At 58.1% G+C, this 22525-nt stretch carries 18 protein-coding genes; 6 read left to right on the forward strand and 12 right to left on the reverse strand.

Going from position 1 to position 22525, the window contains the following annotated elements:
* Positions 1 to 82: 82 nt before the first annotated feature.
* From Mal65_RS23235 to Mal65_RS23250, 4 genes are read right to left on the reverse strand one after another with little or no spacing between them, the layout of a single operon-like run.
* Positions 83 to 2803, reverse strand: coding sequence for a prenyltransferase/squalene oxidase repeat-containing protein (locus Mal65_RS23235; protein ID WP_196784394.1), 2721 nt, complete (start codon positions 2801 to 2803; stop codon positions 83 to 85).
* Positions 2800 to 3222 (reverse strand): ExbD/TolR family protein, encoded by a 423-nt coding sequence (locus Mal65_RS23240; RefSeq protein WP_145303295.1) that lies wholly within the window; start codon positions 3220 to 3222, stop codon positions 2800 to 2802. The genes Mal65_RS23235 and Mal65_RS23240 overlap by 4 nt, the downstream gene beginning before the upstream one ends.
* Positions 3223 to 3227: 5 nt before the next feature.
* On the reverse strand, positions 3228 to 4295 hold the full coding sequence (locus Mal65_RS23245; protein WP_145303298.1) for a MotA/TolQ/ExbB proton channel family protein: 1068 nt from the start codon (positions 4293 to 4295) through the stop codon (positions 3228 to 3230).
* An 8-nt stretch (positions 4296 to 4303) separates the two neighbouring features.
* Positions 4304 to 7588 (reverse strand): tetratricopeptide repeat protein, encoded by a 3285-nt coding sequence (locus tag Mal65_RS23250; protein ID WP_145303301.1) that lies wholly within the window; start codon positions 7586 to 7588, stop codon positions 4304 to 4306.
* A gap of 357 nt (positions 7589 to 7945) precedes the next feature.
* On the opposite strand from Mal65_RS23250, the gene Mal65_RS23255 reads away from it, so the two are divergent.
* From Mal65_RS23255 to Mal65_RS23275, 5 genes are all read left to right on the forward strand, one after another.
* A complete protein-coding gene (locus Mal65_RS23255; RefSeq protein WP_145303304.1) occupies positions 7946 to 8932 on the forward strand; it encodes an NAD-dependent epimerase/dehydratase family protein in 987 nt (328 codons plus the stop codon).
* A gap of 84 nt (positions 8933 to 9016) precedes the next feature.
* Positions 9017 to 9544 carry a hypothetical protein gene (locus Mal65_RS23260; RefSeq protein WP_145303307.1) on the forward strand — a complete coding sequence of 176 codons (528 nt, stop codon included), beginning with the start codon at positions 9017 to 9019 and terminating at the stop codon, positions 9542 to 9544.
* A 59-nt stretch (positions 9545 to 9603) separates the two neighbouring features.
* Positions 9604 to 10149 (forward strand): hypothetical protein, encoded by a 546-nt coding sequence (locus tag Mal65_RS23265; RefSeq protein WP_145303310.1) that lies wholly within the window; start codon positions 9604 to 9606, stop codon positions 10147 to 10149.
* 200 nt (positions 10150 to 10349) lie between these two features.
* Positions 10350 to 11114, forward strand: a complete 765-nt coding sequence (locus tag Mal65_RS23270; protein ID WP_145303314.1) for a 3-keto-disaccharide hydrolase — start codon at positions 10350 to 10352, stop codon at positions 11112 to 11114.
* The gene (locus tag Mal65_RS23275) at positions 11111 to 11377 is read left to right on the forward strand and encodes a DUF6868 family protein (RefSeq protein WP_145303317.1); all 267 of its coding nucleotides are present in this window, start codon (positions 11111 to 11113) and stop codon (positions 11375 to 11377) included. The genes Mal65_RS23270 and Mal65_RS23275 overlap by 4 nt, the downstream gene beginning before the upstream one ends.
* Here Mal65_RS23275 and Mal65_RS23280 read toward each other — a convergent pair.
* The 3 genes from Mal65_RS23280 to serC all read right to left on the reverse strand — a co-directional run bounded on the left by Mal65_RS23280 (position 11357) and on the right by serC (position 14523).
* Positions 11357 to 11917: an HdeD family acid-resistance protein gene (locus Mal65_RS23280; RefSeq protein ID WP_145303318.1), complete on the reverse strand. Its 561-nt coding sequence runs from the start codon at positions 11915 to 11917 to the stop codon at positions 11357 to 11359. The genes Mal65_RS23275 and Mal65_RS23280 overlap by 21 nt on opposite strands.
* A 156-nt stretch (positions 11918 to 12073) precedes the next feature.
* The gene (locus Mal65_RS23285) at positions 12074 to 13240 is read right to left on the reverse strand and encodes a phosphoglycerate dehydrogenase (RefSeq protein ID WP_145303321.1); all 1167 of its coding nucleotides are present in this window, start codon (positions 13238 to 13240) and stop codon (positions 12074 to 12076) included.
* Between the two features lie 161 nt (positions 13241 to 13401).
* The gene (gene serC, locus Mal65_RS23290) at positions 13402 to 14523 is read right to left on the reverse strand and encodes a 3-phosphoserine/phosphohydroxythreonine transaminase (RefSeq protein ID WP_145303324.1); all 1122 of its coding nucleotides are present in this window, start codon (positions 14521 to 14523) and stop codon (positions 13402 to 13404) included.
* A 375-nt stretch (positions 14524 to 14898) separates the two neighbouring features.
* Here serC and Mal65_RS23295 point away from each other — a divergent pair, with 375 nt between their 5' ends.
* On the forward strand, positions 14899 to 16254 hold the full coding sequence (locus tag Mal65_RS23295) for an O-antigen ligase family protein (protein ID WP_165701486.1): 1356 nt from the start codon (positions 14899 to 14901) through the stop codon (positions 16252 to 16254).
* Here Mal65_RS23295 and Mal65_RS23300 read toward each other — a convergent pair.
* From Mal65_RS23300 to Mal65_RS23320, 5 genes are all read right to left on the reverse strand, one after another.
* The gene (locus Mal65_RS23300; RefSeq protein WP_165701487.1) at positions 16251 to 17471 is read right to left on the reverse strand and encodes a glycosyltransferase; all 1221 of its coding nucleotides are present in this window, start codon (positions 17469 to 17471) and stop codon (positions 16251 to 16253) included. The two genes, Mal65_RS23295 and Mal65_RS23300, sit on opposite strands and share 4 nt — an antisense overlap.
* 37 nt (positions 17472 to 17508) lie before the next feature.
* Positions 17509 to 18738, reverse strand: coding sequence for a glycosyltransferase family 4 protein (locus Mal65_RS23305; RefSeq protein ID WP_145303332.1), 1230 nt, complete (start codon positions 18736 to 18738; stop codon positions 17509 to 17511).
* A gap of 6 nt (positions 18739 to 18744) precedes the next feature.
* Positions 18745 to 20451, reverse strand: coding sequence for a GumC family protein (locus Mal65_RS23310; protein ID WP_145303335.1), 1707 nt, complete (start codon positions 20449 to 20451; stop codon positions 18745 to 18747).
* 117 nt (positions 20452 to 20568) lie between these two features.
* Positions 20569 to 21126: an NYN domain-containing protein gene (locus Mal65_RS23315; RefSeq protein WP_145303337.1), complete on the reverse strand. Its 558-nt coding sequence runs from the start codon at positions 21124 to 21126 to the stop codon at positions 20569 to 20571.
* 60 nt (positions 21127 to 21186) lie between these two features.
* Entirely contained in the window at positions 21187 to 22524 is a 1338-nt protein-coding gene (locus Mal65_RS23320) for a lipopolysaccharide biosynthesis protein (protein ID WP_145303340.1), read from the reverse strand.
* Position 22525 lies beyond the last annotated feature (1 nt).

The following is a 22525-nucleotide window of genomic DNA, read 5'->3' on the forward strand; positions in this document are numbered from 1 at the left end:
ACGCCGGTCACGTGACAAACCGGCCCTGTGCGACAACGACGCCCCGAGGTGGCCACCGCAAGTTCTGCTTTGCGTCGCCGCCTTACTTTGCGGTGTCTTCGTAAATCGGCAGATGCCGATAGTAGACTTCTAGATTCAACAAGTTCATCGTCGTGACGTACAAGCGTCCCGCATGCGGTGCCCAACGATCAGCGACCGGCAAGTTCGGATCCCAGCTACCGGCGTTGGCGCCGCGTTTGACCTGCCCTGACAACAAGACGGGGTTCAGCGAACGATTCCAACGTTCCCAATAATCACCGCCCATATGAAACATGACTTGGGTGGCGTAGTACCAATAATAGGTATCGCGTTGTGGGGACCGCGGCGTCCCGATCTGTGGTGGGTACTGCAGCAGGTATTCCGCAGCGGATTTCATCTCTTCGCGATTACGGCTCCACCCCAAATACATCCGCATCAAAATGCCGACACTGGTCATCGTCGGTGTCACAAACCTGCCGTGTCGCTGGGCGGGCGTGTCCGGGGCGAAAGGGTCATAACGATAGCGGTCTTCGCGATCCGCATCTTGCCGCGCGTAACCCAGCCAACGGCGGATCCCTGCATACGCGTCCGGATTTACATCCAAGCCGGCCAGTTCACCGCTTTTCAAGGCCATCATCATCCAGCCCGTCACGCTGGTGTCGGCACTGACTTGCGGCGTGTACCGCCAGCCGCCACGGCGCCGGTGCTGGGTCGCGGCAATGTAATCCAGTGCCATCTGCGCGGGTTCGCGCAGCTCGGGATCTTGAGTCATCCCAAACGCTTCACTTAACGCCAACGCGGCGATTCCGTGACTGTACAAAGCCACGTTGCGATTGCTGACCGGATCTTCGGATTTGTAAAGATCACCGTTGGTCCGCTGAACATTACGCAAAAACTGCAATCCCTTGGCGACAACACCGGCATACTGGTGTTGCTTGTGCGTGTACCCGGCACCTTGAAAGGCCAACAAGCAAAGCCCGGTGGCGGCAGTGTCGCTACGCAAGATCACGTCTTCACCATGTCCTTGAAGCGACCAACTGCCGTTTTCGTTTTGCAGTTCGGCCAGAAATGCCAACCCACGTTCAATCGCTTCTTCCGTTTCCGGACCAACCATTCCCGCCGCCGTGGGTGGCGCGGACGAATCGGTTCGTTGCGTCCGACGATCGAACGGTTTGACGGGTTGAACTTGGCTGCCGGCCGGTGGAATGGGGCCACCACTATCAACGCGACGTCGGGGGCGACGCATCGTATCCAGTGATGCGATCAAAGGCTGGTCCAGTCCACCGCCCATCGGCGTCGCGTCCATCGCAGGCGATGGCATCGGCAACCCGGGCAACGTGGCCGGCGCGGGCATCGGTGGCCCCGGCAACCCCGTCGGCGCCGCCAACGTCGATGGAGCCCGACGGGTCATCGGTTCGTTGATCTGATCACGTGCAGCGAATGACTGGGACGATGCTTCACCAGGGTCCTTCGGGGAAACGTTGGGGATGTCCACCGCGGATCCCGCGACGTCGACCGTGGCCGATTGACGCGGCACAGGCGTGGCCAAACGGTGCGACGCCGCGCCGTTGTCAGTCACTTTGGGCAATTCAGGCGAATCGCTGCGTCGCGGCCCCGCCAGCAAGGGTTCCGATTGCATGACCATCGGATCTCCTGGAACCGCGCCAGGCAACTGCGGAAACGTCTGACGAAGGTCGGGGCTTCGACTGGGGCGATCACCTGATTCAGCCGTTGAACGCTCCGGTGCAAGTCGGCGTGACTGGTCGTTCATCAAACGTGCTATCGATACCGATGGTGCCGAGGGAACCGCACCGAGTGGTTGGTCCGGCCGCATTCGTTGACTGCGGCGTGGCGTCATCACAGTTTCAGCAACTCGTGGCATCGCCATGTCCAAGTCGGCCGTCGTTCGTGGCACCGCCGGCGTATCGACCGCGCGCTGCGATGCCACCGAAGCGGGATCGGATGGCTGCAGCGGGATGTCCGCCATCGGCATCGCGGCCGTATCAGGACGCTTTGGGATCTTCGAATCGGCAAAGGACCTTTCAGCGACATCGGCTTGCACCGGAGCCGGCATAACCGGCTTTAAATCAGGTGCCGTCGGCGATGCACTGACTGGAGGCGTCTGGGCGACATCGCGGGAACGTCGCGGAGGCGTGGACGGATCGTTCTGCAAATTGGGCTGTGCTTCGGACGGTGCATCGCGGGGCAGCACGAATGGCTGTTGCGAAGATTCCGGTTGCAAATCAGCCAGAGGGACCGGCGGCGTGTATCGCTTGCCCGGGTCCGGCTGGGTGGTGTCGGCGCCCTGGGTCGACCGATCGGCCGACGTTGCCGTCACCGGCTGTGCCCAGTCCGGTGTGTCGGGCGTTTGTTTGGTGACCTCGAAAACGTATTCGGGAACGGTTTTACGGATCGGATTCCGCTGTGACTTTGCACCGCGAAATGCCTCGGGAAAATAGGCGGGAAAGATGACCCAACGGACGGCAACCAACAGCAACAACAGGTGTACAAAGACGCTGGTCAGAAAACCAAGCTGAATCGATTTCTGCACATTCTGGCTGACCACATTGTGCAGCAAGACCGCCAATGCCAACGTCCCCACCGGGACCGCGATCGCATAGGTCCACGCGTTGTGAACCAAGCGTGGATCATCAAACCTTAGCTGGGTAAAGACGATGTACAGAATCAGCGCCGCCACACTGACCAGGGCCACGTCCAGTGGCCACATCCGGGACGAACCACCGTCGACCGGATCATCGCTGAATCCCAAACCGTCGTCGGTCACTCGGCAGGCCCCTCGCGCGTGGTCACGCTGTAATCAGCAACGCCGGTGGAATTACAAACATCCATCACGCTGACGACCGGTTGAAAACTGGCTTCACGATCCGCCCGGATGACCACCGATTGATCCGCCGGATTGTCGGCCACCGCTTTGATCAGCAACTGTTCCAAATTCACCAAATCGGTCGGTTCACCACGCATAAATACTTGGCCCGACGAATCGACATCAATGATGATTTCACGAGGCCGACTGATCATCGGCGTCGCACTGGTCGCGGTCGGCAGGACAATGTCCAAGCGACGTTCTTCGTCCTCGAACTCGCTGGTCACCAGGAAGAAAATCAGCAACAGAAAAACGACGTCAATCAACGGCGTCAAACTGAGCGTCCCGGCGGCCGACGATTTCTTGATCTTTACCGCCACAGCACCTATCCCGCTTGGATCCCACCGCGTGACTTGGTCTTCGTACGACCAGCCACAGAACCGGTTGCGACCTGGGGCGGACGTCCGCCGGTCGATTCATCACCCGCGGCATCGGCCATCGGGTGCAACGAGCCGTCGCGTCGCATTTGAGTGTTGCCGACGAATCGGTTCAGCGCAGGCGCCAAATCAAATGCCAATTGTTCGACACGCCCAAACAAACGCGTCAACTTGTTTTCCAAATGCTGGGCCAGGATCGCCGCCGGGATCGCAACAATCAATCCAGCCAGGGTCGTCACCAAAGCCGTGTAGATCCCTTCGGAAAGTTGTTCGCTGCGACTGCGATCGGGGGTCAGCGTGGTCGATTCATGAAACGCGACGATCATACCCCACACCGTGCCCAACAAGCCCATCAACGGTGTCGCCGCGGCTGCCAAATTCAACCAGCGTATCGGTGAAGCGTAACGGTCGGCTTCCCGCTGGGCCGTTTCGGTCGCAGCCCTTTCGGCATCAGCAACCGGAGCCCCGGTCCGCATCAACATCGCTTTGACAACGCGTGAAGCCACCGAAGGGAATTCCTCGCAGGTCAAAAACGCCTTGGATGGCTGAAAGCTTGCGTCGTCCATCATCTGGGTGCGCAATTCACGCACCAAACGACGTGGAATGATTTTGCGTGAACGCAGCGTCAACATGCGTTCGACCGCCAACGTGACAACCAACAAGCTCATGATCGCGATCGGGATCATGAACACACCGCCGCGAAAGATCAGCGAAAGCAAATCAATTCCACTGGGTGATTCGCCCTGGCCGGGTTCAGGCTCCGGTGCATCATTCAGCACGGACTGGATTTCAGATGCGTCGACGATCGGCGTCTGGGACGTCTGTGCGTATCCCGTCGATGGACCGCCCAGCACCGCGATGCCGTGAACTGCCACCGCCCACAGCAGTAACCAGCATAGGAACGCCGGACGGCAATGGTCGCCGGACAAACGCCGGCCTAAATCGGCCCGTTCATCGGCCTGGATACCGACGCAGCGTTTCAAACGCGACGAGAGTTGTGTGATTAGCGAAGTCATTTTGAACGCTATAAGGTTTTCAGACGCTGTTGGGCCCGTTCGGCCATTTCGTCCGTCGGATGTTTTTCTACGACATAGCGATAAAACTGCACCGCAATTTCTTTGGCCCGCTTTTTGGATTGTTCGGTGCGAGCCTGCTGCATCAACCGTTCGCTACACCGGGCGGCTTCGTACCCACTTTTGGCCTGCCAAACCTTGATTCCTTTTGATGCTTTCTCGGCACCGAAACCAAACATGACTCGTTGAAATTCTTCGATGGCTTTGTCCAAACGCCCCGCTTCAAAATGAATCTCGCCCATCATAAAGCGTGATCGTGCGGCTACTGAATTTCGGTACTTCTGGGCGACCTGTCCATAAAACTGCAGCGCCTGATCCACGTCGCCTTTTTGCTGATTCGCGAATGCGATTTCGTAGAAGACCTGAGACAGATAGTCGGTGTTGGGAAATCGTGTCCGCAGTTCCTGATACCAATCCAACGCTTCGTCCCAGCGTTTCAACTGGGCTGCGCATTGTCCGCCATGCAACAGAATCAGTTCCCGCACCTGTCGTTCGTCATCCTGGGACAAAGATTGGGCTGATTCGTCCGCGTTTTCGATCCGGGTTCGGGCACGGGTGTAGCTGTCCAGGGCCGCATCAAAATCTTTGCGTTTGAAATCGCATTCACCGATCATCATCAACGCGTCCATCAAATACGCACCGCCGCGATGTTGATCGGCCTGACGGGAAAACGCATCGCGTGCGTCGGCATAATCCCCATCCTTGAAGTGTGCCCAACCCAATCGATACAGCGACTTTTCGGACATCTCCGGATCGTCCGCCGCCTGTGCAGCCTGGCTGTACAGGTCCGCCGCGACCTGCCATTGGTCCCGCTGATAGGCCTGCTGGGCCAAGAAATACTTTGCATCCACTCCCAGCGGACTGTCAGGAAACTGCTTCAGAAAATTCTTGAACTCGGATTCCGCTTGCTGCGTTTGATCCGCTTCCTTGTACGACCAAGCCAGTTCAAACATCACGCGATCGGACGCCGCATAGTTCGGATGCTCCGACCGAATCCGCAGAAACTTCTCAATCGCATCGTCATAGCGTTCGTTTTCCTGGTCCAACATGGCCGATTCGAACAACACCGCAGCCGATGTCATCGACGACGCCGTGGATGAAGCAGCCTGTTGCAACAGTTCGGACGCTTGGTCGTCCTTGCCCAGCAATCGTTTCACCGATGCCAGCGAAGTCAACACGTCCGCCTTTAAGGAATGATTCGGGTACGCGTCGGTCCACGCATCCAATTGCGATTCGGCGCGTTCGGGCTGTTTGTCGGCAATGAAGGACCGTGCCTGGGCGTACTGTGCGTAGGGCAAAAGATTTGGATCGTTCCTTCGGTCCAAGATCTTGCCGAACTCAGCGATCGCGGTTGCATGGTCCCCTTGGTTGGCCGCCAACTGGCCGAGTTTGAAAATCGCCTGATCCGCCATTCGCGGATCCGAGTCGTCTGCCGAAAGTTCTGTCCACACCTGGGCAGCCTGATCCGACTTGCCGTCCGCTTGAAACGCCACGCCACGCAGCAAACGTGCTTCCGACGAACGCGCCCATTGATCGTTGTATTCCAAGCTTTTCCCAAACGCGGCAACGGCGCTGGACGGCTTTCCGGTCGCCAGCAACGCTTGGCCGATCATCAAGGAAGCTTCCGCTTTTTGCGCCGACTGGGGCAGTCGGTCGACCTCGCGTCGCAGCATGTCAATCGCGGCCTCCGCTTGACCGGCCGATTGCATCGATGCTGCCCCACGGATCACCCACAACGGCCGCTGAGGATTATCGCGATCTTTCTGGCTGTTGATCAGTTCTTCGTACCGCTGGGCAGCCTGTTTGACATCGCCCTGACGCAGCAACGATTCGGCCACCACAAACCTGACATCGGCGGCCAGTTCGTCTTCTGAATACTGATCGAGAAACTGTTCACCCTGGCGAATCGCCTGTTCGACGTCCCCCAATTGCAACGAAAAAAACGCGGCGTTGTACAACGCACGCGGGGCCAAGGGGTCCTTTGGATTGTCCGTTGTAATCGCGCCAAATTCGTCGCGTGCCTGAGCAATCGTCGTCGGGTCAGCCGCAAGGGCATCGGCCAAATCCAGACGCAATGGGGTCCCAAAATCCCCCTCGATTCCTCGGGCGATCTGTTTTCGGGCGATTTCCGCGGCAGCCTTGGCGTCATTTTCGGACAAAGCGATTCGCGCCAGCCAATGCGCCGCTTCGGTTGCCGCTGTAGGATTCCCCTTTTCCAAAACACGTTCAAAACGCTGCGACGCCAGATCGATGTTACCGCTGCGGTAGGTGCTTTGTGCCGAGGCCAGGATGGCAGCGGTCGCATAGGAACTGTCGCCGTGTTCCTGGATCAGTCGTTCGTACAGTTCAGCGGCCTTGCCCGGCTGGTTGCTTTTTGCCAATGCAAAGGCGTGCCGATAGATCGCGTAAGCTTTGTCCTGGTCGGCGGACGCCTGATTTTCGGCCAACTGAAACGAATCAATGGCATCGCCGAACTGTCCATTCAAAATGGCAATGTCGCCCATTCGCAGATGGACATCGGCGACCAATCCCGAATCTTCACACACATCGATCAATTGACGATAGGACGCGATCGCTTTGTCAAAATCACGTTGACCTTCGTAAGCGATCCCACGTGAATACAAAGCTTCGCACCGGAGCGGCGACTCCTTGGCGTCTGCGGCCGACAACAGACGATCCAAATACTCGATCGCTTTTTGAGTTTGCCCCAGTCCGAAATAGGATTCCGCGGTGTAGTAATCCGCACGATCCAAGAAAGGGCTTTCGGGAAACTCCTTTCGCAGCGTCCCCAGAACGCTGATCGCTTGCCGCAACTTGTCTTGATCCCAATCCGGCGCCGGGCCCGCGGTCGCGTACAAACACCACCCCAAGTTGGACAGACTTTCCTCTCGCAAATCGTACGTCTTGTCCCGCAGGGCCCGGGCAAACGATTTTGCTGCCGCCTGATAGTCGGGCTTTTCCTGTTGCATGTAACAGACGCCCAGATAATGCGCCGCACCCGAAGCCATCTTGTGATCGGGAAACCGGTCCAAGAAAGCCTGCCACGATTCGATCGCCAACTTGACCGCGCCGGCGGTTTGAAAATTGGCCGCATCGGCATACAACGCCATCGCCTGTTCATCGGTCGACGCGGCATCGGCAGCATCGTCCTGTGCCACGACGATTTGTTCGGATGCCACCGTCGCCAGCACCAAGGCCATGACGATCGACGGAACAAGGTGAATGGATCTGCGCATCTTCAATGCCGATTCGCGACCAGCGGTTCCCAACGTGCCAAAAAATCTGTTCCGCCCTAGTCTAGCGGTCGTGCAAAACTGTCGGAAGTTCAACCGACCAGCCCGCCCAAAGCACCCAAATCACCGCGATCGCATCAACACCGCTGGCGGATGCGATGCGGCCGTCAGGTGTCACCGCTGCGCGATCATTTTCAGAAGTCTTCCCCGTCCTTGAACGGCCGGGGCAACGGGCGCATTCTGAAACTCCCAGATTTGACCAAACGATTCACCGCCGGGCTGCGTAATAGCGGATCGCCCGGTGTCCGCCGCCGGTTGCGGCCAGATCCCTTCCGTATTTCGCACCTAATGGCTTGCCTCATGACCACATCACTGATTACCGGCGGATCGGGATTCATCGGATCACACTTGGCCGAACACCTGCTGCGGCGAGGTGATGACGTCATTGTCGTCGATGACTTGTCCACGGGTTGCCAGAACAACCTGAGCGGAATCATGGAACATCCGCGTCTGGATTTCATCGAAGGTAGCATCGACGACGTCGCCTTGGTCGCGGAGCTTTTGGGCCGTTCTGACCGCGTGTTTCACCTAGCCGCTGCGGTGGGCGTCGCCTTGATCGCCAAAGAGCCGATCCAAACGATCGAGCGAAATGTTTACCCGACACAATTGATCCTGGATCGGCTGGGCAGCATGGCCCAGCGTGGTCGCCAGGTCCCATGTTTCATCGCCAGCACAAGCGAAGTGTATGGCAAAAACCCCAAGGACACTTGGTCCGAAGAAGACGACCTGGTCTTTGGCGCGACCACTCGACCGCGATGGAGCTATGGCGTCAGCAAGGCGATTGATGAATTTCTGGCGCTGGCCCACGTCAAACAACAAGGCCTGCCGATCGTGGTCGGTCGTTTTTTCAACGTCGTGGGTCCACGCCAAACCGGCGCTTACGGCATGGTTCTGCCTCGGTTCGTCGAAGCCGCGCTGGCCGGCCGGCCGCTGGTTGTTCACGACGACGGTCACCAAGTCCGATGCTTCGCCCACGTCGACGACATCATCCAAGCCGTTGTGAAGTTGATCGAAACGCCGGCGGCAAGCGGTCGTGTGTACAACATCGGCAGCGACCAACCGGTGTCCATTCTGGATTTGGCCAAACGCGTCATCGAACGCACCAATTCGTCGTCGGAAATCCAATTTCAATCCTACAGTGATGCGTACGATCAATCCTTTGAAGACATCCGGCGGCGAGTCCCCGATCTGCAACGGATTCATGATGCGATCGGGTTTCGACCGACCATGAACCTGAACGACATCATCGATTCCGTTGCCAATCAATATGCATCCGAAACACCGTAAGTGGCGACCATCGATCGTTCGCCTCTGCCTGCACGGGTACCCGTAACGACAGCGTTCTGACACACCTTAACCACCGAGACCGCGATGCGACTTTCCTTTCGATTCACTGCCCTGCTGTTGACGGCGACTTTGGCGTTGACCGGCTGTAATTCAGGTTCGAATACCTCCGACGAACACGGCCACGATCACGGAGACGAGCACGGCCATGACCACGATCACGATCATGACCATGGGATGGACCCAAGTTCCGTCGGGCTGGACGTGGACCAGTTGCCGTCGTCCGGTTCGGCTCCCTTGCCTGACAATTACCCGGACGCCACGGCGTCGCTGATCGCCCTGGTACAAACCATCGGCGAAGGACTGGATGACGGGGATGTTGATTCCGTCCACGGTGAATTGCACGAGGTCGGGTACGCGATCGAGAATGTTGAAAAGTTGGCCAAGTCGTCCGAACAAAGCGAAGACGTGGTCTCGGCGACCGGCACCCTGTTTGACGCCTTCAGCGAAATCGACGCGAAACTGCATGGACTGGAGGGCAAGGACTATTCCGATGTCAAAGACGATATCTCTGCCGCGGTGAAGACGCTACAAGCCAGCCTGAACGACGAATGATCAAAACGGAGACGTTCAACATGAAATCGATTCCTCGCTTTCACAGGAACCTTTCGTCAGTGCCGAAGCATTCAACGACCGCACCATGGGTTTGGCGTGTCGCACCAGCAATCACCCTGGCCGTCTGCGTCATGCTGACCGGATGCAATGATTCGTCCACACCGACCGCGGTACAAAGCGATTTCTTGACCGATAATGCTCTGACCGACGCCATGTCGATCGAAGAAGCCGTGGAAAAGCTGCAGGACGCAGACGCCACCGCACCACTATCGCTAGCCATCGAAGGCATCATTTACGCCGGTGAACACGATCCGTTCCAGTCCGATAGTGCCGCATTCTTGATCTCCGAATTGCCCGATCCCAGCCACGGCGACGGATCGCTGGAACACGTTAACAATTGCCCGTTCTGTAAACGTCGTGCCGAATCGGCAACCAAGGCGTTGGTAGAACTGCGGGGCGATGACGGTGAATTGATTGCCCACACGGCCCAAAAGGAATTGGGGGTCAGCAAGGGCGACCGGCTGAGCGTCGAAGGTGAATGCACGTTCAACCCCGAGATGAATCTGATCACCATCGCCGCGAAACGTATCCACCTGGATCGCTAATCACACTGGGAGCGCGGATGTATCCCCGCATCGGTGCGTTTGTCGCGTCGCCACGATAACGAACGGACGAGACGACACGTCAGCATCAGCGGGAATTCTCCTGACACCGGCCGACCGACCGGCACGGGGGTATGATGAGTGTTTGACTTTGGCCGTTTGCCAAGTCTTTCGCATCCGCGCCCCATTCATGCATCACACCTATGCGACGTGCCATCCAATCTTTCGCGGTTTACCCTTTTCTACTGACGACCTTCGGCTTGCTGCTGCCCACGGCGACGCTTGGCGACGATTCATCGGCAACTGGCACGGCCAAGGACTTGTTCAACGGTAAAGACCTGACCGGTTGGCACGTCGATGTCCCCGATGCGGACGACAACCCTGACATCCAGCCATCATTTGTCGTCCGTGACGGCAAATTGGTCAGCATGGGCACGCCCCGTGGTCACCTGATCACCGACCAATCGTATTCCGATTATCGGCTAGAGGTCGAATATCGCTTTGCGGGCAAACCGGGTAACTGTGGCGTGCTGGTTCACGCGTCCACTCCCAGGGCGCTGTACAAGATGTTTCCGCAGTCCATCGAAGTGCAGATGATGCATGAAAACGCGGGCGACTTTTGGTGCATCCACGAAAACATCGTCGTCAGCGACATGGCGTCGCGACGACCGGGGGATCCGTCGACCTGGGGCGGCAAGCAGGGGCAAAGCCGACGCATCTTGAATTTGACCGACGGTTCGGAAAAGCCGCTGGGGCAATGGAACCGAATGGTCGTGGAATGTGCCGACGACCAGGTCAAGGTCTGGGTCAACGGCGACCTGGTCAACGAAGGCTTTGATTGCACGGCCGAGCAAGGCCAGATCGCTCTGCAGGCCGAAGGCAGCGAGGTCGAATTTCGCAAGGTCCAACTGACGCCGATCCGGCAAATCAGCGATCAAGTTCCCGAAAACCAAGCAAGCGACCAATGACGACCGGTCGATCCATCACGGACCTGAAGACTCTGCGACGTTTCCTTGGCGTCTGCACGCTGTTGAACTTTGGCATGCTGACGCTTGCGACCGGCATTTTATTGGCAGCCGGGGGAATGATTGCATCCCTGCATTCCCGTTGGTTCGGCTTGACCGAAGCAACGTTGTCGGTGATGTATTTTTCGTTCTTGGCCGGATACAAGCTGTTGATACTTGGCTTCAACCTAGTGCCGTATCTGGCACTACGATGCGTCGATCGTTGACCGCACCGCTTGGCCGGCTTGCTTCAACGTCATCGCAAGCCCGATCAGCGAAACACCGGTGAACAACAAATTGACACCGACCAGCACTCCGGTCGCCCATAGTCCAGACAGCGGCCACTGCATCCAAATCATGATGCCCAAAGCCAGGGTCAATAGGCCACTGATCAACAGAGCGATCCAACCGGTCGCGGGACGAAAGCGGAACGAAGCCACGATTTTCCAAACGCCTTCGACGACAAAAAAGATCGTCAACAACAAGGCTAGGAAACTGAGCCCCAGAAGCGGATGCGCCAACACTCCCAAACCGGCGATCGCGGTGATTGCCCCCAGGATGATCATCGGCAATTTGTCGGACCAACCTTTGACCTGAATCGCGGCGACCACTTGCGCGATTCCCGCCAGAAGCATCAACGAACCAATCAGAAGAACGACGGCGGTACCGGCGATGGCTGGCGCGGCAATCGCGACGCCCCCCATGACCGCCAGAACAATCCCCATCACCAACAGAGGTGTTGTCGAAATCACAGGTTGGTCATTCATCGCATCGCCTTGTGGGGTCAAATTCGCCGCATCGGTGCCTAGCCCACCCGGATCGATGACGACCCTGTTGCCCAAGATGGCTCGGCTGCGTCGATGATAACGCCATCGGCCGGCGTCGTCGAAGACCCCGGTACGACTTTGTCCGATCGGAACGAATTAGCCCAACAAACGCACGCTTAACACACCATCGATGTCGCGAATCGACTGAATGACGGAATCGGCGACGTCGCCATCCACGTCGATGATGGTGTACGCGGCATCCCCACGTGACTTGTTTAACAGGTCGGCAATGTTCAGCCCGGCGTCGGCCAAGATGGTGGAGATTTGTCCAACCATGTTGGGCACGTTGTTGTTGGCAACGGTGATCCGTTTACCACTGCCACGCGGCATGACGGCTTCGGGGAAATTGACCGAATTGCGAATCGTACCGTCTTCCAAATACTCGCGAACTTGATCGGCAACCATGATCGCACAGTTTTCTTCGGCCTCTTCGGTGGATGCGCCCAAGTGGGGAAACGAGATGACCTTTTTGTGTTGCAACAACTGACCGGTCGGAAAGTCGATCACGTACGATTGCAGATGCCCGCTGTCCAAAGCCGCAAGCACGGCATCGTCATCACAGATGCCGCCGCGGGCCAAGTTCACGATCACACCGCCGGCGGGCATCATGGCGATGCGTTCGGCGTTGACCAGACCTTTGGTCGCATCGATCAATGGCACGTGAACCGAGATGCAATCGCACTGGCTGAACAAGTGATCCAGACTGACCGCTTGTTCGACTTTGCGTGACAGCTTCCAAGCACTCTGCACGCTGATCTTTGGATCGTATCCGACGACTTTCATTCCCAAGGCTGATGCCGCGTTGGCGACACGAACCCCGATGGCCCCCAAACCAATCACCCCCAGCGTCTTGGACGGCAGTTCGCTGCCGACGTAGTTCTTTTTCCCGGCTTCGACTTCCTTGCTGATCTTCGCATCATCGCCTTCCAGGGTTCCGGCGAACTGCATCGCTGGATAGATGTTTCGCACCGCCATCAACAAACCGGCAACGACCAATTCTTTGACGGCGTTCGCATTGGCCCCCGGTGCGTTGAACACGGGAACACCTCGAGCGGTCATCTTGTCGACCGGAATGTTATTGACCCCTGCCCCGGCCCGACCGATGGCCGCCACGGTGTCGGGGATCTCCATGTCGTGCATCTTGAACGACCGCAACAGAATGGCATCGGGTGTGGTGAATTCTGATGCGATCTCGTAACGGTCCTGCGGCAAACGCTTGAGGCCTTTGACGGAGATATTGTTCAGGGTCAGGATCTTGTACATCGAAAAGGATCCGGTTGCGTGGAAAGTTGCATACGTGGGGCGTCAGAGGCCGCCAGATCGACGTCGACCTGGTCGCGGCACAACGTCGAACCGAAGGATCTGATTGGCCGTCGGTTTGGACGGTCATGGGGCGGTCGGCCGCCCGGGAAAAAAGCCGGCGATTAGCCGTTGGCTTTGGCAAAGTCTTTCATGAAGTTGGCCAACGTGTTCACACCTTCCACCGGCATTGCGTTGTAGATGCTGGCGCGAATCCCGCCGACGCTGCGGTGTCCCTTCAAAGCCGTCAAATCATGCTTAGCGGCTTCGGCGATGAAACTGGCCTGCAGATCATCGTTGGGCAAATTGAATGTCACGTTCATCAGTGAACGCGCCTCGGTCTGGGCGTGACCGCGATAGAAACCGTTGCTTTGGTCGATCACCTGATACAGCGTTTGAGACTTTTCTTGATTCTGCTGTAGCATGGCATCCAAGCCGCCGATGTCATCCCGCAACCACTTGGCGATTTTGCCAAGGACGTAGATGGCGAAGGTCGGTGGGGTGTTCCATTCCGAATCGGCTTCGGCGTGGTTGTTGTAGTTCAGGTAACCCGGCAGATCCGCAGGGCTGCGTTGCAGCAAATCTTTGCGAACGACGACAACGGTGACGCCGGCCGGCCCGGCATTCTTTTGGGCACACGCATACAACAGCCCGTATTTGGAAATGTCCAAGGGGCGACACAGAAAATCGCTGGACGCGTCGCTGACCAAGGGGACCGAATCGGGACATGCCGGTTCGTCGGTGAACTGGACGCCTTGGATGGTTTCATTGCTGCAGTAGTACAGATACGCCGCATCGTCGGCGACCTGATAATCACCGGCCGCGGGCAGTCGATCGTAATTGGTTTCGCCGGCGTCATAGATCGATTCGGCAGCCCCTTCCTTCTTGGCTTCCTTGATCGCCTTTTTGCCCCACGATCCGGTCAACAGGTACTGAGCGGTCTTTCCGGTGCCTCGCAACAGATTCGCGGGGATCATCGAAAACTGCAGCGCCGCACCGCCCTGTAAGAACAAGACTTCATAATCGTCGCTGATTCCCAGCAACTGACGCAGCGTCGCCTGGGCATCGTGCAACAGATCGACAAATCGTTTGTCCCGGTGGCTGATTTCCATAATGGACGCACCGGCACCGGGATAACACACCAGTTCATCCCGGACTTCTTCCAAGACCGACAACGGCAAAGCGGCCGGACCTGCGGAAAAGTTGAAAACGCGTTGCTGGGCGGAATCGGTCAGGGCTGAGCTCATGGACTTGACGATCGGATGTGGGTTGAAGGTGGCAACGGGGACGCTGGACGATCCAAAGGAAACGAAGGATCGCGGACGGGTTCGGGACAGACGGCCGGATCGGCGTGCCACCACCGCCGGCAAATCCCGTCAACTCGTTGCGACCGGATTTTAGCCGGGATCCGAAAACACGAAAGGTTGGCTGAAACCGGAATGCCCCAGTCAGCCGTTCGGATCGGCTCCAGGGGGGACTATCATGCATTGTGCCCTATCCCGCGACCGGTGAACGGTCTCCAGCGTGGCCGTCTCGGTGCATCGAGGCAACCCAGGCGGTGCACCGTTCCGCCGCCGATGGATGCGTCGGATTCCAGTATTTGTCCCCCAATCATCCTTGAAATGATGCCCGAAGCCGTCGCCGACGCCGATGATTTCGCCGCCGACGCAGGCGGCGGCTGCAGCGGTTGGACCCGGCGATTGCTGTGGGCCAGCACGGCACTGGCGATCTTCGTCGGCCCGGTGGACATCGTCGCCGACGGCGGCACGATGACGGTCGGCCTGGACCCGGTCGTAGCCGTCAAATTGGGGACGGCGCTGATCGCAATGATCTGGTCAGCCTGGGGCCTGGCGACCTGTCGCGGCGTCCGCGAATTGGTCCTGTCGATGCCGGCGTTGCTGCTGTTCGGGATCTTGTTCCTGGTATTGTTGGCCACACCACGGGCGGTCAGCTCGGCGTCGGCGGCCACCGCACTGATCAACACCACCTATGTGGTATTCATTGCCACGTCGCTGGTCGGCCTGGGCATCCGAGGCACCGTGTCGGCGATGACCGTCGGCATGTTTGTCTATACCTGTTGTGCCTGGGGGCTTTACCTGCTTTTGCCTCGCTATGGCGTGTTCCCCGAAGACTTGGGCGGTGGGCTGATCGTCTATCGGCTCGGCGGCATGGGTCACCCCAACGGGGTCAGCCGTGCGATTTGCCTGGGCCTGATCCTTTCGGTGTGGCTGTGGAAATCCGGTCGAATCCCCACGCGTTGGTTTGCCCTGGTCGCACCCGTCTTCGCCGTCGCGGCTTATCTGGCGTGGAGCCGAACCAGCCTGGTGGCCACGGCGATCGCGCTGCTGATTCTATGGGCCGACCAAATCCTTCGGCGCCGCGTGGTCGCGGCAATCACCGTACTGGCCATGGTCGGTATCACCGCACTGACGGTCGCCTGGATGGCTGGGTACGGCGAATCGATCGCCGAAATCGCGTTGTCGAAATTGACCAAGACGGGCAGCACCGAAGAACTGACCACCGGAACGGGGCGTGCCGAGATCTGGGCCTACTCGATCGACCTGATTCGCCAAAGGCCATGGATCGGTCACGGATTCAATGCCGGCCCCACATTGCTGGAACGCTTTTCACAGTCGACGCACAACGCGGTGCTGCACGCGTCCCTGGCCGGCGGCGTCGTTGCCGGCGGGTTCATGGTGGTGCTGTTGATCGTGACTTTGAATCTGTTTTTAACGGCCGGCCATCCGCTGATCCGTGCGGTGGCATTCTTTGTGTTGATCAGTTGCCTGTTGGAAGAAACCGTCTTGGAAACGTTTCCCGGCCCCTGCACGCTGACTTGGCTGATGTGTCTGTTCTACCCGACCTATGTATGGATGCAGCGACACAACCACGAAGCGTCGGACCTTGCGAACAAACGCCAACCGTTGCTGACGACCCGCAGCACCGGAATCAGCACCAGCCCATCACCGTCGCATTAGCGAAGGTCGCCACGAACGGTCTGTTCAAAGGCATCCACGATCCCGTCAGCAATCTTGGCACAGCTGAAACGCTGATACATTTGCTGGGCTGAAACACGAACGTCGTCCTCGGATAAGCCGAAAGCCCAGTGCAGTGATTGTTCCAGCGAATCGGGATGTTCCAGCTCAAAACCGCCCTCGGCTGGATCCCCCGCCAAGACTTCCTCCGTCGCCGTCCCCCGACTGAAGCAGACCGGTGTTCCCGCGTAATAGCTTTCCAAGGCGGGTAATCCGAAACCTTCGATTTCACTGGACAACAGCAACGCGCGAGCCCTGCCGACGGTCATCTGCAACTGCCCGATCGGCATCGGCCCCGACAGTTCCACCGCGTGCAACTTCGCTATCAACGCCTGCGCTTCTTCATCCAAATGGCCGACCAAACGCAGGGTCGGTAAATCACGCCCGGTCGATTGGATCTGTTGCCAACACCGCAACAACGACGTGGTTTTTTTATGCGGGGCACGCGACGCCATGTGAACGACATAGTCCTGCTTATCGAACCAGTGGTTCAAACAGTTTTCCCAATGACTGCCTTCGTAGGTCACACGGACCGGAGGCATTTTGATTCGGTACCGCTCGGCAAATCGGTACAACTGCTGCGATGCGTTTTGCGAAACCGTCAACACACAGTCCAGTGACGCCAAACTGCGTTTGGTTTGGTTGATCCAAAACTGAAACGCCCGTCGGCTGCGGCTTTCGGGATAGTGGTCCGCATAGTGTTGGACGATCGTGTCATGCATCGTTCCGACATTGGGAACACCGCCGCCGCCCCATGCCGATAGGTAACCCTTGGGGTAATACCACAAATCGACTTGCGGTTGACACCACCACCGATGCAACCGATCCACGGTCAAGCGGCCCAACGTCGTGTCGGTCCGCAACGGAATCCTGTCGGTCACGAATTGCGGTTCGGATTGTCGGTGCGAACTGCGGCTGATGACTTGACGGACTTTTAGATCTTCACGCGATGCGAACTGCTGCATCACCGACTGGGTCATCGAAGTGATGCCCAAACTGCGATCGCGGTGCGGGTTCTGGTCCGCCAAATACACCGCCACCGACAATGTTCGCTGCGAATCCGATGCCCCATCCTGCGAAGATTCCGAACCCACAAAATGCCCACGCCGAAAAGGCGAGGACTTTCGTGATTCAGTTTGTGATTGTTCCGTCAGTTCCATTCGTTTCGTTGGGGCGTCTCGGCTACGACCGGCAGATTCAGCATTCGGACGACACGGGCCCGAACCGCTCATCCGCCTGATGACCGTCGGAACCGATCGAATTGTTTAGCCCGACATCACGCCGAGCATTTTGGATAGCTTCGCCAAGCTGGCATGCGGAAGCTTCGGGGGTTCGGTTAGCCACCGATTGCCTGGCCGACGACTGCAACTGCTTCCACTTGGATTCGTCGACTTGTTCAACCTGTTTGAACACCGCAGCCAGGGCGTGTTCCTCATCCGGATCATAGATCCAGCCATTTTCACCGTTTTCTATCAGTGTCTCGACCGCTTGGCTATGACGACTGCCGACCACGGGTAACGCGGACGCTAATGCCTCATCAACGACCAATCCCCATTCATCGCCCAGCGTTGGAAACAGCAACAGGTCATTGGCAGCGTAGTGCTTTGACAATCGATCCGGTTCGCAATGACCATGAAGCCGGATCTGCAGATTGCCGGGCAATTCGGCCCCCGCGATCTGTTCCCGCAACGGGCCATCGCCGACCAGATTCCAACACACCGACCGACCGCCGGATTGTCGGCAACGCTGGATCAACTGACGAAGTGCGACGTCGACGCCTTTTCGCTCGCTCAATTGCCCGACCGTCAGCACCTGCAGCGACGCATCGCCGGTGCGACCAACATCCGATTCGATGGCGCCGCGATAGGCTTTCCGTGGATCGGCGGCGTAATCCCAAGGCGACATTCGCTTGGCATCGGCGCCCAATGACAACAGCAAGCGTCGACAACTGGGACCGTTGAACGTCACCCAATCGGCCCGACGCAGCAGATGCCGCCGAACCCGCTGACGCAGCCACCCTCGCCCGGCTTCACTTCGCTGCGACGCATAAACGCTTAGCACGTGCACACACTCGGGCTGGCGACGACAGTAACGCTGGGCCAGCCAAGACCGAGCGCCCATTTCCAAGGAAACCACGGCATCGGGTGAAAGCTGCTTCAACTGCGATGCCGTATCCAACGGAATGTGAATGTAGTTTGGTTCCTGATACCCGCCTGGATGCTTGGCTGTTCGCGTGACGGTGCGGGTTCGTTGGACGATGACGTTCAAATCGTCCCACTGGGAATCCCACTGCCGGTTGGCTTCCATGGCGACCGATGACAATACGGTCAAACGCCGGACACGGCTGGCCAATTCCCGCAACACGGCCAAGTGATTGGGCGCAACGAAATTCACCAAAAAGACGACGTTTTGCTCCGCCAACCGCATGCTGATCTACCGTGGCAATCCGACCACTTGGTCGTCCTTGGATTCGGTGTCCTCGATATCCCCGGTACTGTCATGAACCTCGGCACCATCATGCACTGGTTCATGAACCGAATGGTCCTGGTGTCCTTCGGTCGGCGCATCCCGCCCGCTTGATGATTCGCCACGTCCCACCGCGTTGTTTGAATCGATATCGCCCGAAACATCAAACAAGCCACGCAGAACCGCCTGTCCCACGGCCAGTCCCATCGACATCATCGCGGCCAAAACAACCAATACGCCACGTGACGGTGTCGCTTTCTTCAGCGAAAGCGTTGCGGGCTGAATGATGCTGATCTCGCTGACCTTTTCGCGATCCAACTCGGCAACACGGCGGGCCCGATCACGGTTTTCGGCGGCACGCATATAGTCGGCTTCGGCCAACGATGCTTCCCAAGAAAGCTTGGCCAACGCCGCTTCGTCCTTATTCAACGTCGCCAATTGCAGTTTCAGTTGTTGCTTGGATTCCAACAGCGTCTTCTTCTTGGATTGCAACCCCGACAAGCGCGACGTCGTCGTCCGCTTGGTCAATTCCAATTGCTGACGGATCGGATTCAAAGCGACACGCGTTTGCGGTCGTTCCCCGACCTCGGACGCGGCGATCTCGGTAGCCGAGTCCAATTGTTCTTTCAGCGCCCGCACCTTCGGATGATTCGATTTCAGTTTCGAAGTCAACTCTTTGTACTCGACCTCCAAACCGTACAGCGTCTGTCGCATCGAATCGCCGGTCGCCTTGGGGATCCCGCTGATGGTTTCCGATTCGATCTCGGCAGGCAGGACCGCGATCTCTTGATCCAGCTGGTCCAATTCGGATCGCAGGCTGGCGATTTCACTTTCGGTCGACAACAGGTCGCGGTCCACTTGGCTGATCAACCCGACCAGCGATGACTTGGCGGCTTCGATTTCCACCACCCCCATCTCGGTCTTCGTTTCGGCCAAACGCGTTTTAGCATCGGCCGCCAACGCAAAGGCTTGTTCGGATTCCTGGTCAAAGAACTCCACCGAACCGTCCGATTGATGGGCTTCGACGTGATAGACCTGATACTGCTGCATCACGGCATTCAAGACGTCCCGCGACAAGAACGGTGATTCACTGCGTACGCCCAAGTTGACCGTGTAGACGTCGGGCGCCGAATAGACGTCCAACATCGATTCCAACGTCTTGCACGCCTGTTCCATTTCCAGTTGCGCGGCAACCTGTTCCTCAGTCATTTCGCCGTCGCCCGATGGCGGCGACTTGGGCAATGAAGCCGCCACGGATTGCATCGCCGATTGAATCCATCGGCTTAACCGACTGTGCGGCTCCATCATCCGCTGGGCGCCGATTTCGCGAACCACGCGTTCGGCCAACGCACGACTGCGAAGCATTTCCCGAACCGAATTCACTTGGCTGGCCCGCGATTCCTGAAGCGACACCGTCGGGGTCAATGAAGTGGTGGGGTCCAACGCAACCGATCCCCGTCCCAGACGAACCAACAGTTGCCCCTGAGAATCAAACTTGGCGGGCAACAACAGGATCACCACGATCGACGTCGCGAAAATCAAGAATGCTAAAGCCAAAATCGACGGCCAATACCGCAAACATGCCGCGATGAGGTCTCGCAAACCCAGCGGAGCAAATTGGTCGTAAGCTTGGTTTCGTCGCACCACCACACACCTGTCGATAAGTCCAGACATTGCCCCTGCCCGATGACATCTCTCGTTTCTATCGGAAAATCGAGTGTAATTGATGCCGTTTCATTCGCGCAGATTCAATTCCTTAGGCGGCGCAGAAAACCCCGCTATCCCGCACACTTAGTGAGGATCGACTCCGAAATCCCGCATCCATCGCTGAACCTCGTCTTCGTCCAAGTCCGTTTCGTCTGGTTTTGACGATAATTCCGAGGCTCGGCCTGGCCCGCTGTGATCGTTTTGATCCTGCCCTGCTTTGGCCAGCCCGACACGCCCATCCAACAGGCGATCAAACCAAGTCTGCGATTCGAAAGCGGTCGCCCCCTTTCGCCGAGCGGCGGTCTGAATCCGCCGATCCGATGACACGACGGCCAAGCCCTTGGGGGAATGATGTGAAGCGATCAACTGTTCAATCAGATCATCCGCTTCGTCATGATCCACGGCAAAACGCACATCAATCCCTTGATGTTCAAACCGGTCCGGTCGGCCGGCCGGCGGTTGGCGAGCGTCAAACACCACGCAACAACGCCGCGCAATTTTCGCCGGCAAGAATTGCACCAGACGATTCAACAAACCCATGCGTTCGTGGTGCAACCATGCCTCCGTCGATCCGCGTCCGGGCGCGGCTACCGGCGCGATGATGTTGTATCCGTCGATCAGAAGCTTGAGCGATTTGGCCATGGCATTTGTCCGTTCGCCCAAGCCTAGCAAGATCAGCCGACTTGCCAACGACGTTCCGTCTTAGGCGACCGACGCGGGATGCTGGCGGTGGACATCGGCATAAACGATCGCCGAGATCCAAACGAGACAGATGATCTGTCCCACCAACGCGGAAAACGCGATCGCCACGGCGCCCCATTGATCGATCAACAACAGCGTCAGCGTGACCATGGCGACCGCCGCAACGACACGACAAAGAATGGATGCCAGCGGACGTCCACGTCCTTTGACGTAACTATCCAGTCCTTGCAAGATTCCTTTTAGTGCGGACACCGGCGCCAACCACCATGCGAACTGAATCGCGGGCGAAAACTCCTCACCATAGACCAGCCGGACCATCGGTCCGATCAGGATCAAAAACGGCACCAGCGTCGCAGCCTGCACTGCAAGCGAACTGCCCAGAATCCGATGGACGTCCGCCGTTTTCAGACGGCGATTCGAATCCGCCCCGGCATTGAACAAAAACAAACCCAGCGTGTTGGGGATCACGGTCAGTGGATAGACCACCGGCACCATGGCGGCGTAATACCCCTGAGTCACCAAGGATGTCAGCCACATCACCAACAACAGATCCAAGCGTTCGAACAGATCCGTTGCCAGCATGGAAACCCCATAGGGCCGGCTTTCACGAACCAGCGATCGCACCGGCGGCGACGACGCGCCACGCAGCGGCTGGGGCACCCCAATGACACACACCACCATCGACAAAGCGGACGCCGCGACGAACATCCAGCATGCGACACGCAGATCCACGCCGAACGTCAAAAACGCAGCCAGCAACAGACCAGGAAATGCCGCCGCCGACATGAAACGACGCCAGTTGTAAGCGCGAAAGTCGCCCGAACCGCGATCGACCGCGGTCATGATCAACATCACATGCTGGCCAACCATGCTGAGCGAACAGATCAACGCCAGCGGCATCAAGAATCGCTTCTCCCCTGGCAAACCGACCACGTTCAACAACACGACCACCGCCATCGTGGCGATTCCCGTGGTCATGCCCAATCGCAGCGCCGCCCGCCGCAGCGGGTTTTGATTCGCCGGGACCTGCTCGTTCCCCGCATCAGCGGCGTAACGACAGATCACTTCCAGACCACCGAACAGTCCGACATACAGCAGCATTTGGACATACAAGACACAGGTCGCGTATTGGCCACGCCCCTCGGGCCCCAACAACCGCGCCAGCAAGATGCCCTGGCCCAGCTGAAGCGCGACGACCGCAAACGCAAAACCCACCGTCCATACGAACGTGCTGCGTTGACGGACCTGATCCCAAGCGGCGCGAATCTTCCCCGGACGTTCCGGCGGCGGATCCACGGGCAAATCGGCGGGGTTCGAAAGGGTCGTATCGGTGGTCATC

Source organism: Crateriforma conspicua (assembly GCF_007752935.1).
Taxonomy (GTDB): Bacteria; Planctomycetota; Planctomycetia; order Pirellulales; family Pirellulaceae; genus Crateriforma; species Crateriforma conspicua.